General features: G+C 72.1%; 14 protein-coding genes and 1 riboswitch. Of the genes, 6 read left to right on the top strand and 8 right to left on the bottom strand.

The window, feature by feature from the left end; translation table 11 throughout:
* Window positions 1-9: 9 nt before the first annotated feature.
* Window positions 10-94, top strand: a riboswitch (ZMP/ZTP riboswitch).
* A 15-nt stretch (window positions 95-109) separates the two neighbouring features.
* The gene (locus AB0G14_RS14545) at window positions 110-976 is read left to right on the top strand and encodes a tetrahydrofolate dehydrogenase/cyclohydrolase catalytic domain-containing protein (protein ID WP_357697370.1); all 867 of its coding nucleotides are present in this window, start codon (window positions 110-112) and stop codon (window positions 974-976) included.
* Between the two features lie 242 nt (window positions 977-1218).
* Here AB0G14_RS14545 and AB0G14_RS14540 read toward each other — a convergent pair whose 3' ends face one another.
* Window positions 1219-2700, bottom strand: coding sequence for an MFS transporter (locus AB0G14_RS14540; protein WP_357697368.1), 1482 nt, complete (start codon window positions 2698-2700; stop codon window positions 1219-1221).
* A 128-nt stretch (window positions 2701-2828) separates the two neighbouring features.
* On the opposite strand from AB0G14_RS14540, the gene AB0G14_RS14535 reads away from it, so the two are divergent.
* The gene (locus AB0G14_RS14535) at window positions 2829-3731 is read left to right on the top strand and encodes a helix-turn-helix transcriptional regulator (RefSeq protein WP_357697366.1); all 903 of its coding nucleotides are present in this window, start codon (window positions 2829-2831) and stop codon (window positions 3729-3731) included.
* A gap of 15 nt (window positions 3732-3746) precedes the next feature.
* Here the strand turns inward: AB0G14_RS14535 and AB0G14_RS14530 are convergent, their stop codons facing one another.
* Both AB0G14_RS14530 and AB0G14_RS14525 read right to left on the bottom strand, forming a co-directional pair.
* Window positions 3747-4760, bottom strand: coding sequence for a hypothetical protein (locus AB0G14_RS14530; RefSeq protein ID WP_357697364.1), 1014 nt, complete (start codon window positions 4758-4760; stop codon window positions 3747-3749).
* Window positions 4757-5767: a tyrosine-type recombinase/integrase gene (locus AB0G14_RS14525; RefSeq protein WP_357697362.1), complete on the bottom strand. Its 1011-nt coding sequence runs from the start codon at window positions 5765-5767 to the stop codon at window positions 4757-4759. Before AB0G14_RS14525 ends, AB0G14_RS14530 begins: the two co-directional genes overlap by 4 nt.
* A 58-nt stretch (window positions 5768-5825) precedes the next feature.
* Here AB0G14_RS14525 and AB0G14_RS14520 point away from each other — a divergent pair, with 58 nt between their 5' ends.
* The 3 genes from AB0G14_RS14520 (at window position 5826) to AB0G14_RS14510 (ending at window position 7921) form a co-directional block, all read left to right on the top strand.
* Complete coding sequence (locus AB0G14_RS14520; RefSeq protein ID WP_357697360.1) at window positions 5826-6389, top strand: AAA family ATPase; 564 nt, start codon at window positions 5826-5828, stop codon at window positions 6387-6389.
* 102 nt (window positions 6390-6491) lie between these two features.
* Window positions 6492-7295: a metalloregulator ArsR/SmtB family transcription factor gene (locus tag AB0G14_RS14515; RefSeq protein ID WP_357697358.1), complete on the top strand. Its 804-nt coding sequence runs from the start codon at window positions 6492-6494 to the stop codon at window positions 7293-7295.
* Between the two features lie 41 nt (window positions 7296-7336).
* Entirely contained in the window at window positions 7337-7921 is a 585-nt protein-coding gene (locus AB0G14_RS14510; protein WP_357697356.1) for a TIGR03086 family metal-binding protein, read from the top strand.
* A gap of 435 nt (window positions 7922-8356) precedes the next feature.
* Here the strand turns inward: AB0G14_RS14510 and AB0G14_RS14505 are convergent, their stop codons facing one another.
* The 3 genes from AB0G14_RS14505 to AB0G14_RS14495 all read right to left on the bottom strand — a co-directional run bounded on the left by AB0G14_RS14505 (window position 8357) and on the right by AB0G14_RS14495 (window position 11950).
* On the bottom strand, window positions 8357-10750 hold the full coding sequence (locus tag AB0G14_RS14505) for an excinuclease ABC subunit UvrA (protein WP_357697354.1): 2394 nt from the start codon (window positions 10748-10750) through the stop codon (window positions 8357-8359).
* A gap of 334 nt (window positions 10751-11084) precedes the next feature.
* A complete protein-coding gene (locus tag AB0G14_RS14500; RefSeq protein ID WP_357697352.1) occupies window positions 11085-11495 on the bottom strand; it encodes a VOC family protein in 411 nt (136 codons plus the stop codon).
* Window positions 11496-11500: 5 nt separating this feature from the next.
* Window positions 11501-11950, bottom strand: coding sequence for a helix-turn-helix transcriptional regulator (locus tag AB0G14_RS14495; protein ID WP_357697350.1), 450 nt, complete (start codon window positions 11948-11950; stop codon window positions 11501-11503).
* 266 nt (window positions 11951-12216) lie between these two features.
* On the opposite strand from AB0G14_RS14495, the gene AB0G14_RS14490 reads away from it, so the two are divergent.
* Complete coding sequence (locus AB0G14_RS14490) at window positions 12217-13050, top strand: LppX_LprAFG lipoprotein (protein ID WP_357697461.1); 834 nt, start codon at window positions 12217-12219, stop codon at window positions 13048-13050.
* 242 nt (window positions 13051-13292) lie between these two features.
* On the opposite strand, the gene AB0G14_RS14485 is transcribed toward AB0G14_RS14490, so the two are convergent.
* Both AB0G14_RS14485 and AB0G14_RS14480 read right to left on the bottom strand, forming a co-directional pair.
* The gene (locus AB0G14_RS14485; protein ID WP_357697348.1) at window positions 13293-14261 is read right to left on the bottom strand and encodes a peptidoglycan-binding protein; all 969 of its coding nucleotides are present in this window, start codon (window positions 14259-14261) and stop codon (window positions 13293-13295) included.
* Between the two features lie 145 nt (window positions 14262-14406).
* Complete coding sequence (locus AB0G14_RS14480) at window positions 14407-15156, bottom strand: methyltransferase domain-containing protein (RefSeq protein WP_357697346.1); 750 nt, start codon at window positions 15154-15156, stop codon at window positions 14407-14409.
* Window position 15157 lies beyond the last annotated feature (1 nt).

Below are 15157 nucleotides of genomic sequence, written 5' to 3'. Positions count from 1 at the left end.
GTGGCAAGCTGAACCCGACGCGACTGGCGGCCAGGGGATGGCAACAACCATCGGGGAGCTCCACGAGCAGAGGTCGACCGCCTGGGCCTCCGCTGACGACAGGAGCACCATGCCCACCGCCCGACTCCTGCCCGGCGCCCCCGTCGCCGAGCGCATCCTCACCGACGTCGCCGCCGGCGTCACCGCCCTACGCGCCGCCGGCATCACCCCCAGCCTCGCCACCATCCTCGTCGGCGACGACGACGCCAGCGCCGGCTACATCCGCATCAAACAGCGCCAGGCCGCCGAACTCGGCTTCGACTCACCCCACATCCACCTGCCCGCCACCGCCACCCAGGCCGACCTGCACCGCGCCATCGCCGACTTCAACACCGCACCCGACGTCCACGGCCTGCTCATCCAACACCCCATCCCCGGCCACCTCGACTACGACCGGGCCCTGCAGACCATGGACCCCGACCTCGACGTCGACGGCATGCACCCGCTCAACATGGGACGACTCGCCCTCGGCCTGCCCGGCCCGCTGCCCTGCACCCCCGCCGGCATCGAAGCCCTGCTCGCCTTCCACGACATCCCCGTCGCCGGCCGCGACGTCGTCATCCTCGGCCGCGGCGCCACCCTCGGCCGCCCCCTCGCCCTGCTGCTCACCCAGAAACGCCCCACCGCCAACGCCGCCGTCACCGTCGTCCACACCGGCGTCCCCGACTGGGCCACCCACACCCGCCGCGCCGACATCCTCATCGCCGCCGCCGGCGTCCCCGGCATCATCCAGCCCGAACACGTCCGCCCCGGCGCCACCGTCATCGGCGGCGGCGTCCGCTACGAAGGACGCCGCCTGCTGCCCGACGTCGACGAGACCTGCGTCGACGTCGCCGGCGCCATCGCCCCCCGCGTCGGGGGAGTAGGCCCCACCACCGTCGCCATGCTCTTCCGTAACGCCCTCGACGCCGCCCGCCGCGCCACCGGCCACGCCTGACGTCGTCCGGCCCGGCGGCGAACGCCCTCGACGCCGGGCCGGACACGCCGGACCCCGGGTGGACCGGACGCCGTGACCCCCGTCCACCACCCGAGCACCCCTCGGGCCGCACCCGGCGCCGGCACCCCGGTTCCCGGATCAGGACGCCGGGGGAGCGGGACGCTCGTCCCGCTCCCCGCGGGCCGCACCCACCAGCTCGGTGACCCCGCCGTGACCGGCGAACGCCCGCACCTGCCCGCCGGTCACGCCCCCTCCCGCGCCGACGGAAGGACGAACCCGGCGAGGACCGCCGCCCCCACGCAGGCGAGGGCGTTCACCCCAACCGCGACCCCGACCCCCTGCAGCACCACCCCCGACGCACCGGCGCCGCCCGCGGCGACCGCCGTCACCACCGACGACATCACCGGCACACCAAGAGTGATCCCGACCTGCTGACTCATCGTCGCCAGCCCGGTCGCCAGACCCTGCTCCTCCGGCGGCAGCCCCGAGGTGGCCGTGACCATGAACCCGACGATCGCCACCAGATTCGCCACCCCACCGACGAACGTCGCCGCCAGCAACACCACCAGCCACACCCGGTCGGCACCGAGGAACGCCAACGGCAACGTCGCCGCGGCCTGCACCACGAACCCCACGACGATGGCCCGCTTGCCGCCGATCCGGGCGAGCAACCGAGGCGCCACCATTCCCCCCAACACGGTCCCGCCCCCCAGCACCGCGAACGACAACCCCGCCGCGAGCGGCGAATAGCCCAGCACGTCCTGCAGGTACAGGGTGAGCAGGAACACCAGCGACGTCTCCGTCGCGAACGCGAGCATCCCCGCCACGTTCCCCCAACCCACACCGCGTCGGGTCAGGACACGCACCGGGACGAGCGGCTCCGCCACCCGCCGCTCCACCATCCAGAACACCGCCAGCAACACCACCGCCGCCAGCAGCGACCCCCACGCCCGCGGATCACCCCACGACCGCCGCCCGGCCTCGGTGAGCCCGTACACCAGCGCCAGAAGACCACCGGTCACCGCCACCGCACCCGGCACGTCCAACCGCGGGCGCCGCCGCGGCCGGCTCTCCGCGAGCACCACCGGCGCGACCGCCAACACCGCCGCCGCGACCACGACGTTGATGAAGAACGTCCACCGCCAGCTCCACAGATCCGTCAGCACACCGCCGAGGACGGCACCGGCGGTGAACCCGGCAGCCATCAGCGCACCGTTGAGCCCGAGCGCCCGCTCACGCGCCGGCCCCTCCGGAAACGACGTCGTCAACAGCGACAGCGCCGCCGGAGTCACCGCCGCCGTCGCCAAACCCTGCACCACCCGCGCCGCCAGCAACACCCGCGCGTCGTCCGCCAGCCCACCGACCAGCGACGACACCCCGAGCGCCGCCACCCCCACCAGGAACAGCCGACGCCGACCGAACAGGTCCGCAACCCGCCCGAACAGCAGCGTGAACCCCGCCGCGCACAACGCGAACGCCGTCACCACCCACTGCAGCGCCCCCAACGACAGGCCCACGTCCCGACCGATCGCCGGCAACGCCACGTTCAGGATCGAGAAATCGACCGCCAACGTGAAACTCGCCGTCAACAACACCAGCAGCGCGAGCCGCTGACGGCCCGCCCCACCCTCCTCGACCCGCACCGCATCGGCGACCGACGCCGCCTCGACATCCACCATGACCAGGCTTCCCTCTTCCCGGGCCGGCCCCATGCCGCCCGTCACCCGGACACGCTCGCCGCCCACCCGGAAGCCAGCCAGACCCCTGACCCACGCAGCACCACGCCGCCTAGCACTCCCAGGGCCAGACACGCCCCTGGCCGGGCCACCACGCCGCCGGCAACAATGCAGGCATGAACACAGGGCGACCCTCCGGCGACCTCCCCGCATTCCTCCGGTCCCGCCGAGCCCGACTCACCCCCGAGGACGTCGGCATCACCTCCTACGGCCTCCGCCGCGTCCCCGGACTACGACGCGAAGAACTCGCCCAACTCGCCGGCATCAGCCCCACCTACTACATGCGCCTCGAGCAGGGCCAGAGCACCAACGCCTCCGACGCCGTCATCGACGCCCTCGCCCGCGCGCTGCGGCTCACCACCGACGAACGCGCCCACCTGACCGACCTCGCCCGCCCCACCCGGGCCCGCCGCCGCCGCCCACCCCGCCCCGAACACGCCCGCGGCACCACCGTCCGCCTCCTCGACGCCATGCCGACCGTCCCCGCCGTGGTCATGGGACGACGCACCGACGTACTCGCCTGGAACCCGCTCGGGCACGCCCTGCTCGCCGGCCACCTCGACCCCACCGCACCCGCCCGACCCGCCGATCGACCCAACCTCACCCGCATGCTCTTCCTCGACCCGCACACCCGCGAACTCCACCGCGACTGGCACGAGGAAGCCTGCCGCGCCGTCGCATCCCTGCGCCTGGTCGCCGGCCGCCACGTCGACGACCCCGCCCTCAACGAACTCGTCGGCGACCTCTGCGTCCGCAGCGACGAGTTCGCCGCCCTCTGGGCCAGCCATCCCGTCCACGGCTGCAGCACCGGACGCAAACACCTGCACCACCCCGTCGTCGGCGACGTCGACGTCGCCTTCGAGGTCCTCCACACCGCCGACGACACCGGGCAACGCCTCATCGCCCACCTCGCCGCCGACCCCCGCTCCGCCGCCGCACTGAGCCTGCTCGCCACCATCGAGGGCGGCGACCACCCCCGCCCCGGCCAGGACGACCGACACCGCAGCGCCACCCGCTGACCCGCCCCGCGGCGCTCACCGGCCCACGATCTGCTCCACCGTCGCCCACCACCCCGGCAGGAACGCCAACACCTCGTCCGCCCGCCGCCGCCGATCCGCCGCCGACGACACCCCCAGATCCGCCACCGCCGCCTCGAACGCCGGCGCCAACTCCACCCCCCGCTCCGGCGCGTCCACCGCCAGCACCGCATGACACCGCGCGTACGTCGCCACGATCCAGAACATCGCCTCCCGGTGCCACCCCGCCGCCACCAACGCCGCACTGCCGTCCACCGCCACCACCCGCGCCGCCGGCGTGATGTCCGCGCTGAAGAAGAACCGCGTCCGCGCCACCTCCGCCGCCACGTCGAACGTGCGCGCCAACCCCGCCAGATGCCCCGCCACCCGGTCCGCCGACACCCCACCACCGTCCAACAGGTCCAGCACCGCCACATACCGGTCCACCAGGCCGTACGCCGCCAGCACCTCCCGCGCCACCACGTACCGCCGCCGCACCGTCGGCTCCACCAACCCCGCCACCAGCGGCAACACCGCCGTCAACGACGTCGGGAACAACCACCCCGTCACCTGCTCGTGCAACGCCCCCGAGTCGTCCACACCCCGCAACCCGGCCTCGATCCGCGCCCGCACCCCCGCACACCGCCGCCGCACCCACACCGCGTCGGCGAACCCCGCCGACACCCGCGCCCGCAACCACGCCAGCCGCCCCGTCGGATCCAGCAGCACCCCGTCGCCCCGGAAACACCCCGCGAACACGAACGAGCCCAACACGTCCTCCGGCGACCCCAGGTCCTCCCACGTCACGAACGTGACCTCCAGCAGCACCCCACCCCAGCGGAACTTCCCCAACTTCTCCGCCGGCTCCGACCGCACCACCAGCACGTCCACGTCCGACCACGGCGGCACCACCTCGCCCGCCGCCATACCCAGCACCGACCCGCTGAGCACCGCGCCCTCCACACCCGGCTCCCGCGCCGCGTACGCCCGCACCCACGCCGCCGCCACCGCGCGCGCCACATCCGCCCTCACGACCGCACCCCCGGCTCGGCCGGGGCCAGCGCCGCCAACGCCCGGTTGGTACGGTTGGACCGCACCGCCTCGCGCTGCTGCCCGGCCGTCACCTCGATGTAGGTCTGCGACGACGCCAGCGACGCGTGCCCCAGCAGCCGCATGATCTCCGCCGCGCTCGCCCCGTCCTCGGCCAACCGCGTCGCGAACGTGTGCCGCAACGCGTGCAACCGCGCCCCGCGCGGCACCCGGTCGGTGATGCCGGCCCGCCGGTAGCAGGACTCCACCAGATACTGCAGTCCGCCCCGGCGCAGCGGCTCACCCCGGCGGTCCACCAGCAGCGGCGCGTCCGGCCGCACCGTCCGCGACCCGAACCGGCGGGCGCGGCTGTCCAGGTAGACCACCAGCACCCGGTCCAGCTCCGGCTCGACCGGCACCACGCGTGGACGCCCGCCCTTGCCGGCGACGTCGACGCGCCGCTCACCCGGGCGACCCGCCAGCGAACCCACCCGCAACGCCAGCAGTTCCGACAGCCGCAGCCCCGCGCACAGCGCCAACGCCAGCACCGCCACGTCCCGCTCCGGCCACGGATCGCGCTGCCGGCCCTCCTGCCGCGCCACCGAGGCCAGCAGTTGCTCCGGGGTGTCCGCCCCGCGCAGGGGCTTGGGCTGGGGGAGTGGCGCCCGGGGCCGCCCGACCGCCGGCATCGGGTTGCCGGCGACGACGCCGTCGGCGACGAGGAAGGAGAAGAAGTTGTTCCAGGTGGACCAGGCCCGGTGCACCGAGGCGGCCGCCCGGGGAGCGGCGAAGCGGGCGAAGGCCGCCCGCATGACCCGGGGAGTGAGGGCGGTGAGCGGCAACTCGGCGAGGGGGAGGGGAGGGGCGGTCTCCTCGGCCGCCAACGCGGCGACGGTCCGCAGGTCCCGCCGGTAAGCCTCCAGCGTGTGGAGGGAGGGCTTACGGGTGGCGCGGGCGGTCACGAACTCCTCGATCAATCGTAGTACCGATTCATCCTGTATGTCATGCATAAGCACTATTATGCATGAATTTCGTGTTCGCCCGCAACGGCGGGAAGAGGGGGAGAGCGTGCAACGGTACGTGCTCACCGGCGCGCCCGGGGCGGGAAAGACGACGCTCGCCGACGCGCTACGACGTCGCGGGTGGAGCGTCGTCGCCGAGGCGGCCACCGACGTCATCGCCGCGGGGCAGGCGCGCGGCGATGACGAACCGTGGCGCGGGGCGGGCTTCGTCGACGCCGTGGCGCGGCTGCAGCGCGAACGGCGGGAGGCAGCCGGGTCGCGGGGGCCGGTGCAGGTCCACGACAGGTCTCCGCTGTGCACCCTGGCGCTCGCGCGGCACCTGGGCTGCCCCGTCGGGCCGACGCTCGCCGACGAGGTGGAGCGGGTACTCCGGGAGGGGTCCTACCAGCGTCCGGTGTTCCTCGTCGAGCCGCTCGGCTTCGTGACCCGCACCGCCGCCCGCCGGATCGACTACGCCGAGTCGCTGGCGTTCGGCCGCGTCCACGAGCAGGTCTACCGGGAGCACGGCCACGAACTCATCGCCATCCCGCCCGCCCCGGTGGCGGCGCGGGTCGTGCTGGTGGAGGCGCACCTGCGGCGGCTCGCCGGCCTCCCACAGGATCCCGGCTGACGGGGGCCTGGTCCTCCGCGTGGCGCGCTCGTGGGCCCGCTCGCCGCGCCGATCGATGGAAGGGGGTGGATTATGCAGGCAGCCACCTGCATAATCGGCGAGGTGAGCGCAGAGGCGGGAGAGATGGACCCGGTCTTCAAGGCACTGGCCGACCCCACCCGACGGCTTCTGCTCGACCGCCTGCGGGAACACAACGGGCAGACGCTGCGGGAGCTCTGCGAGCGCCTCGACATGGCACGCCAGTCGGCGACCCAGCACCTCGACGTCCTCGTCCGGGCCAATCTCGTCACCGTCGTACGGCGCGGACGCGAGCGGCTGCACTACCTGAACCCGACGCCGATCCACGAGATCGAGGAGCGCTGGATCTCGGGCTTCGAGAGGCGCCGCCTACAAGCAATCAGTGCCATCAGGAACCAGGCAGAGGAGCACGCCATGACCCACGCACCCACGGCCCCGCCGACCTACGTCTACGTCACGTACATCCGCGCCAGCGCCGAACAGGTGTGGCAGGCCCTGACGGACGCGGACCTGACGGCCGCCTACTGGGGGCACGCCAACGTCTCCGACTGGCAGCCGGGGTCCACCTGGGAGCACCGGCGCGCCGACGGGTCAGGCGAGGTCGACGTCGTCGGCCGGGTTGTCGAGGCGGAGCCGCCGGCACGCCTGGTGATCACCTTCGCGGCGCCGGGTGACGAGCCGCCCGCAGGCCCGTCGGTCGTCACGTTCCTCGTCGAGCCGCAGCATGACTTCGTCCGCCTCACCGTGACCCACGAGAATCTCACCGACCAGGAGATGCACACCGGGATCTCGCAGGGATGGCCCGCCATCCTCGCGAATCTCAAGTCGCTGCTCGAGACCGGCGAGGCCCTTTCCTCGGCACCCTGGGAGATGTCGACGGACGCCTGAAACATCCCGTGCCCCGCCACCCGTTGCCGAAGGAGACCCTCGTGACCGCATCACCCCCGACCCCGCTCGCCGACAGTGTCGCGCTGTTCCAGCGGTCCGCCGACTACGCGCTCGGAGCACTGTCGGCCGTCGGCGACGCCGACCTCGACCGGCCGACCCCGTGCACCGGCTGGGACCTGCGGACCCTGCTGCTGCATCTCGCCGACGCCGCCGACGCCCTCACCGACTTCGCCGCCACGGGAGAACTGATCCTTCCGGCGTCACCGAGAGCGGGCGAGGCCGACCTCGTGGCCGTCGCGCGGGAGCGCACCCAGCGCCTGCTCGACGCCGTGCGTACGGCGGCGCACGACGAGGCGCACCCCGCCCAGGCCGCGTGGGCGGGCGGTGCCGCGCGCGGCGCCGCGATCGAGTTCGCGGCGCACGGGCGGGACATCGCCACCGCCTGCGGCGCGGACCGGGAGATCCCCGCCGGGCTGGCCACCGCGCTTCTCGTGTTGTCCGCGTCGCTGGTCGGCGAGCAGGCCCGCCAGTCCCGGTTCGGTCCGCCCGTGCCGGTCCCGGCCGTCGCGGCCCCGGGCGACCGCCTCGTCGCCTTCCTCGGCCGGCGCCCTGCCGCGCGTCCGTGAGGTTGCCCCAGTGCCGTGCGGGCGGGGTGTCCGGGGAGGGGCGACACGCAGTCAACTTGACATAATGTACATTATCGAACGAGGTGGCACCGGCGAGTGGCCTCGTTGTTGTTCTCGTTTCATCCTGGGCGTTCTCGGTAAGTCGAGTCGTGGTCAGCAGGCCGCGCCAAGGCGCCGCCGCGCGTTGGCGCGGCCTGCGTCACGCCGAGGAAGTTGCGGGCGACGTCGCGGGCGGTACTACGGGCATCAGCCGGCAGACGTTCTACGAGTGCGCCCGAACGCCGCACACACCGACAACTCCCCGGTCCGCAACATCCTCGTGAGGCTGGGCCTGGGCCGGCTACCAGCCTCCCGGCGCTACCGATGCCGCGAGAAGTGGATCGATGTGGAGGTGGGCACCGCTCCCCTCGTCTCACGCGTTCCGGGAGGCCTCGGTCAGCTGCCGACATAGGCCGCCAGGTGCTCGCCGGTGAGCGTGGTGCGGGCGGCGACGAGGGCGGCGGGTGTGCCCTCGAAGACGATCCGGCCACCGTCGTGGCCGGCGCCGGGGCCGAGATCGATGATCCAGTCGGCGTGCGCCATGACCGCCTGGTGGTGCTCGACGACGATGACCGACTTGCCGGCGTCGACGAGCCGGTCGAGCAGGCCGAGCAGTTGCTCGACGTCGGCGAGGTGCAGACCGGTGGTCGGCTCGTCGAGGACGTAGACGTCGCCCTTCTCCGCCATCTGCGTGGCCAGCTTGAGCCGCTGCCGCTCGCCGCCGGACAGCGTGGTGAGCGGCTGGCCGAGGGTGAGGTAGCCGAGCCCGACGTCCGCGAGCCGGTCGAGGATCTTGTGTGCGGCCGGGGTGCGCGCCTCGCCGTCGGAGAAGAACTCCTCGGCCTCGGTCACCGACATCGCGAGCACCTCGGCGATGTTCCGGCCGCCCAGCGTGTACTCCAGCACCGACGCCTGGAACCGCTTGCCCTCGCACTCCTCGCAGGTGGATTCGACGGTGGCCATGACGCCCAGGTCGGTGTAGATGACGCCGGCGCCGTTGCAGGCTGGGCAGGCGCCCTCGGAGTTGGAGCTGAACAGGGCCGGCTTCACGCCGTTGGCCTTCGCGAACGCCTTGCGGATCGGCTCGAGCAGTCCGGTGTACGTCGCCGGGTTGCTCCGTCGCGAGCCGCGGATCGCGCCCTGGTCGATCACGACCACGCCGTCGCGGCCGGCGACCGAGCCGTGGATCAGCGAGCTCTTGCCGGAGCCGGCGACGCCCGTGAACACGCAGAGCACCCCGAGCGGGATGTCGACGTCCACGTCCTGGAGGTTGTGCGTCGACGCGCCGCGGATCTCCAGCGCGCCGGAGGACGGACGCACCGACTCCTTGAGGGTGGCCCGGTCGTCCAGGTGCCGCCCGGTGAGTGTGTCGCTGGCCCGCAGCCCTTCGACGGTGCCCTCGAACACCACCTCGCCGCCCTCGGTGCCGGCACGCGGGCCCAGGTCGACGACGTGGTCGGCGATCGCGATCACTTCCGGCTTGTGCTCCACGACCAGCACGGTGTTGCCCTTGTTGCGTAGCTGCAGCAGCAGGTCGTTCATCCGCTGGATGTCGTGGGGGTGCAGGCCGATGGTGGGCTCGTCGAAGACGTAGGTGACGTCGGTGAGCGACGAGCCGAGGTGGCGAATCATCTTGGTGCGTTGGGCCTCTCCCCCGGACAGGGTGCCGGCCGGCCGGTCGAGGGAGAGGTATCCCAACCCGATCTCCGTGAACGAGTCGAGGAGGTGTTGCAGCCCGGTGAGCAGCGGGAGCACCGACGGCTCGTCGAGGTCCCTGATCCATTCGGCCAGGTCGCTGATCTGCATCGCGCAGAGGTCGGCGATGTTCTTCCCCTTGATCTTCGACGACTGGGCCTCCTTGCTGAGCCGGGTGCCGTCGCATTCGGGGCAGGTCGTGAACGTCACTGCCCGCTCCACGAAGGCACGGACGTGCGGCTGCAGCGCGTCGACGTCCTTGGACAGGTAGGACTTCTGGACCTGCGGGATCAGCCCCAGGTACGTCAGGTTGATCCCGTCGACCTTGATCTTGGTGGGTTCCTTGTGGAGAAGGTCGTCCAGCTCCTTCTTCGTGTACTTGCGGATCGGCTTGTCGGGGTCGAACATGCCGCCGTCGCGGAAGATGCGGCCGTACCAGCCGTCCATGCTGTAGCCGGGAACGGTGATAGCGCCCTCGTTGAGGGACTTGCTGTCGTCGTACAGCTGGGTCACGTCGATGTCGTTGACCGAGCCCATGCCCTCGCAGCGCGGGCACATGCCGCCGAGACGGGTGAAGGTCGCCTTCTCGGTCTTCGTCTTGCCGGCGCCACGCTCGACGGTGATCGCGCCGCTGGCCTTCACCGAGGGGACGTTGAAGGAGTACGCGTTGGGTGGGCCGATGTGCGGCTGCGCGAGCCGACTGAACAGGATGCGCAGCATCGCGTTCGCGTCGGTGGCGGTGCCGACGGTGGAGCGCGGGTTGGCGCCCATCCGTTCCTGGTCGACGATGATCGCGGTCGTCAGCCCCTCCAGCCGGTCGACCTCCGGCCGCGCGAGTGTCGGCATGAAGCCCTGCACGAAGGCGCTGTAGGTCTCGTTGATCATCCGCTGCGACTCCGCGGCGATCGTGTCGAACACCAGGGAGCTCTTGCCCGAGCCGGAGACGCCGGTGAACACCGTGAGCCGGCGCTTCGGGATCTCGACACTGACGTCCTTGAGGTTGTTCACTCGCGCGCCGTGTACGCGGATCAGGTCGTGGTTGTCGGCAACGTGCGGCGCGGGCGGCGGCGTGTCCGTTTTCGGGGCCCTGCTCATCGTTACTCCATCTGTGGGGGCGGGCCGCCTTCGCGGTCTCCGTCGGCGTGGCTTGGCTCGATCTGGCCAGCTTCGGGCAGTGTGTCTGGTTCTTCGTTGTCGGCGCGGTCGCGGCAACGGTCCTTGTCTACCTGGTCGGCGGTGGCGGTCCGGGGTGGGGCGACGCCGTCCGGTCGACGTTGGCGGGGTTGCCCTCGGCGCAGGGGTCAAGCCTGCCACGCCGCTTCGGTCCGTGGAGGCTGCGGGCTCCGGCGGGGCGGCGCGGCTGGCCGAGGCGTCGGACCGACCGGCGGCGGTCGCGCTGCGCGGGTGGCGGCTGCGGTCGCCGGACGGCTCAGCGCACCTCGTTGATGCGGATCAGGTTGCCCGTGGGGTCGCGGAAGGCGCAGTCGCGGACGCCGTACGGCTGTGTGGTCGGCTCCTGGACGACGTCGGCGCCGCTGGCCTGCAGCCGCTCGAAGACGTCGTCGAGGTCGTCGGTGGCCAGGGTGATGGCGGTGTAGCTGCCCTTGGCGATCAGTTCGAGGATGGTGCGGCGCTCGTCGTCGGTGATGCCGGGGTCGGCGGCCGGCGGGTGCAGGACGATGGAGGTGCCCGGCTGGTTGGCGGGACCGACGGTGATCCAGCGCATCCCGTCGTATCCGACGTCGTTGCGGACCTCGAAGCCGAGGGTGTCGCGGTAGAAGGCCAGGGCGGCGTCTGCGTCGGTGTGCGGGAGGAAGGCGTAGTGGATGGTGATGTTCATGGCGGTCAGGCTAGTTGCGGCTGCGTGACCTGCGCTTCTCGATTCCTGATCGGTCTGGTCACCTGTTTCGCGAGGCACGGTGGCATTTCCGCGCTCGCGGAAGCTGCCTGGGCCCGATAGGTGCTGGGCGGCACGCCGACCAACTCGGTGAAGCGGGTGCTGAAGGTGCCCAGTGAGGAGCAGCCGACCGCGAAACAGACTTCGGTGACGCTGAGGTCGCCACGACGCAGCAGCGCCATCGCGCGCTCGATGCGTCGCGTCATCAGATAGGCGTACGGCGACTCGCCGTACGCGGCCCGGAACTGGCGGCTGAGGTGTCCGGCCGACATGTTCACGCCGCGGGCGAGCGCCTCGACGTCCAGCGGTTGCGCGTACTCCCGGTCGATCCGGTCGCGGACGCGGCGCAGTCGCGCGAGGTCGCGCAGGCGCTGCTCCAGGTCCGGTCTGCTGGTCATGTGCGGATCGTACGTCGCGGTCGACACCGGGTCGCCGGGTTGGCGCGGTCGGTGCCGGGTTGTGGCAGGCGGGCGTGGCGCCCGGGGGCGACGGCCGACGCCACGGGTGGGCGGTATGGGCTGATTGTGGCCGTCGCTTCCCTGCCGGCGTGTCGGTTTCCACCAAGATTCGGCGGGGAGGCGCCTCGGGGTTGACCGCTTGGGATAGCGTGTCGTCGCTCTATCTGGGGAGATCTCCAGAGTCCTTCGGGGAAAGAAGTTGTCACGTGTCACTTTGGAAGAAGACCACTGTTCTGGCGGTCTCCGCGCTCACGGCACTCGCGGTGACTGCCTGCGGCTCGAAGCCCGGCTCGGACGCGCCGGTGCAGCCCAGCGTGCTGGAGCTGCTCGCCAGTGATCTCAAGGGTTCGTTGCAGAAGACGATCGACGCCACCGGCAAGAGCGAGTCGGTGACCGTGACGATGCAGGGCACGGCGGGCGGCCAGAAGATCTCGGTGCAGGGCGTGGTCGATCTGGGCGACCCGGTCAAGGCCGAGATGACGACGGCGGGCCCGGATGGCACCCCGACCGTCGTCCGGATGATCAGCAGCGTGGTCTATGTCGAGATCCCGGCGAAGGACCGCGCGAGCATCGGTGGGAAGCGCTGGATGAAGCTGGACCTGGCTGCGGCCGGCGAGCAGGCGGGGATGGACTTCACCAAGCAGTTCGAGGACATCGACCCGACCAAACAGGTCAAGACGCTGCTCGCCACCGAGGGTGTCACGGTCGTCGGCGAGGAGACGGTGAACGGGGCGCGCACGGTGCACTACACCGTCACTGCTCCGGTGGCGACCTACCTCGGGCAGCTCGACGCCGAGTTGCGGTCGGGCGTCGAGCAGCAGTACGCCAAGCAGGGCGTCAAGGAGCTCACGATCGACCTCTGGGTCGACGAGCAGTACCGGCCGCGCCGGGCGAGCTTGGACATGGGCAAGATGGGCGACATGACGGTCGACTACACCGACTACGGCAAGGCCGTGAACATCGAGACGCCGCCTGCGGCGGAGACCGCGGACTTCGCCGAGATGCTGCAGGGCCTGAAGGACGTGTCTACCGGCAACTGACCAGAGCCAGCATGCTGCCCGGCCGGTGATCTCTCCGGCCGGGCAGTGCCGTCTCAGGAGGACGTCGTGCCAGCCCCAGGCGCGACCGGAAGGCGCACTCGTGGCGGCGCTGGGTGGACGGCTGCCAGCCAGCCGCGCGGCGACCGTGCCGGAAGCGGCCGAGACAACGCCGGCGGCGCCGTGCGACTGACGTTCTCAGTGAGGGCCGGCACGGCGGCCGCCGGTGACGTCGGCGTCGGGGGTCAGATGAGCACGCTCCACGTGACGGGGCCGACGATGCCGTCGGCGACGAGGCCGTTGCGGCTCTGGAAGCCGCGTACGGCGTTGGCGGTGACCGAGCCGAAGGAGCCGTCGACGAGGAGGTTGGCGCCGCGGGCGTTGAGGGCGGTCTGGAGGCCGCGTACGAGGTCGCCGGAGTTGCCTTCCCGCAGGGGCAGGATGAGGGCGGTCCAGGTGATCGGGCCGACGAGGCCGTCGGCGTAGAGGCCGCGGCTGGTCTGGAACGACTTGACGGCGGAGGTGCAGGCCGGCCCGAAGACGCCGTCGACGACGACGGAGATGCCGCGGGCCCGCAGGAGGTACTGGATGGTGCGGGGCACCCATCCGGAGGCGCCCTGGCTGACGCTCGGGTAGCCGGTGCTGCCGACGGGGGCCGTCGCGCCGAGGGTGATGCCGCGGTTGGCGAGGAAGATCCGGGGGTCGGTGGAGGTCAGTCGGGGGCGGTGGATCTCGAAGTGCAGGTGCGGGCCGCTGGAGTTGCCGGTGTTGCCCATGAGGCCGATCAGTTGTCCGCAGCTGATCCGCTGGCCGACGCTGACCAGGACGCGGTGGAGGTGGCCGTAGTAGGAGAAGTAGCTGTCGGCGTGGTTGAGGTGGACGCTGTTGCCGGTGCGTCCGGGCAGGGGCCCGCTGGTGGTGTCGCCCGGGTACGAGTTGGTCTTGATGTCGCGGACCGTGCCGTCGGCGGTGGCGTAGACGGGGGTGCCCTGGTTGTTGGCGACGTCCCAGCCGGTGTGGGTGGGGCGGCTGGGGGTCTTGTAGCCGGAGGTCAGGGTGCCGAGGGTGGGGTTGCTCCAGCCGGCGACGGCCGCCATGGCGGGGCTCGGCATGCCGACGACGCCGATGCCGACGCCGGTGCCCAGTGCGGTGAGGAGGGTGCGGCGCCGGGCGGGCGTGTCGAGCAGGCGGCGTGTTTCCAGGTCGTCGCTCATCGGGGGTCTCCCCTGTTCGGGCCCGTGGTGTCCGGGCACCCGGTCGAGTGATGGGCGTCGATCGTAAATGATCTGTATCGGCCGGGGCAATCGGTGAAACTTTCCTACCGATCGGGTGGCCGCGCCCCTTCCCGGACGCCTCCGCTCACGAGCCCGCGTCGACGAGCCGGGGACGGCGGGCGAGAACGAGGGTGGTGCGCAGGCGCAGCACGACCGGCGCGCCGAGGTCGTCGACGAGGCGGCGCAACGCGGTCAGGCCGCGGGCCTGTTCGTCGGGGGTGAGGATCCGGTACGGGCCGAAGGTGCGGACGAGTTGCAGGTAGCGTTCGGCGGGCAGCGGCACGTCGCGCTGCAGGTGGGCGGCCCGGACGTCGGTGAACAGACGGCTGTCGGTGATGTCGCGCTCGAACCAGCCGGCGGGTCGTTCCACGGTGCTGGGGCCGGTGGCGCGGAAGAAGCCGTCGAGGGCGCGGGACTGCCCGGGGTCGGCGTAGTCGTACTTGTGGCCGAAGACGGCGAGGGTGCCGCCGGGGGTGAGCGCGTCGTGGGCGCGCCGGTTGCGGGTGGCGGGGTCGAGCCAGTGCCAGGCCAGCGCGCAGGCCAGCAGGGGTGCGCCGCCGGCGGGTGGCTGCCACCGTTCGAAGGTCGAGGTGACCACGCGGGCCCGGGGGAACCGGGCGGTGAGCCGGGCGGCCATGCGGGGGTCGGGTTCGACGCAGGTGACGGGTGCGCCGAGGCGGAGCAGCACGGCGGTGCCCTTGCCGGTGCCGGCGCCGATCTCGACGACCGTGTCGGGGGTACGGCCGTGGTAGGCGCGGATGAGGTCGGCGAGTTCGGTCGGGTAGTCGGGGCGTACGTCGTCGTAGAGGTCGGCGACGTCGCCGAAGACGCCCACG

The sequence above is a fragment of the Micromonospora sp. NPDC023814 genome (genome assembly GCF_040639595.1).
Lineage (GTDB): Bacteria > Actinomycetota > Actinomycetes > Mycobacteriales > Micromonosporaceae > Micromonospora.
Note: the sequence above shows the minus strand (reverse complement) of the source record. Positions and strands in the feature narration are given on the sequence as shown.

Bases quoted from the DNA above. Each gene is read 5' to 3' on its own strand.
- AB0G14_RS14525 (WP_357697362.1), bottom strand. From the start codon at position 5,767: ATGCATGACATACAGGATGAATCGGTACTACGATTGATCGAGGAGTTC.
- AB0G14_RS14535 (WP_357697366.1), top strand. From the start codon at position 2,829: ATGAACACAGGGCGACCCTCCGGCGACCTCCCCGCATTCCTCCGGTCC.
- AB0G14_RS14495 (WP_357697350.1), bottom strand. From the start codon at position 11,950: ATGACCAGCAGACCGGACCTGGAGCAGCGCCTGCGCGACCTCGCGCGA.
- AB0G14_RS14545 (WP_357697370.1), top strand. From the start codon at position 110: ATGCCCACCGCCCGACTCCTGCCCGGCGCCCCCGTCGCCGAGCGCATC.
- AB0G14_RS14485 (WP_357697348.1), bottom strand. From the start codon at position 14,261: ATGAGCGACGACCTGGAAACACGCCGCCTGCTCGACACGCCCGCCCGG.
- AB0G14_RS14500 (WP_357697352.1), bottom strand. From the start codon at position 11,495: ATGAACATCACCATCCACTACGCCTTCCTCCCGCACACCGACGCAGAC.
- AB0G14_RS14505 (WP_357697354.1), bottom strand. From the start codon at position 10,750: ATGAGCAGGGCCCCGAAAACGGACACGCCGCCGCCCGCGCCGCACGTT.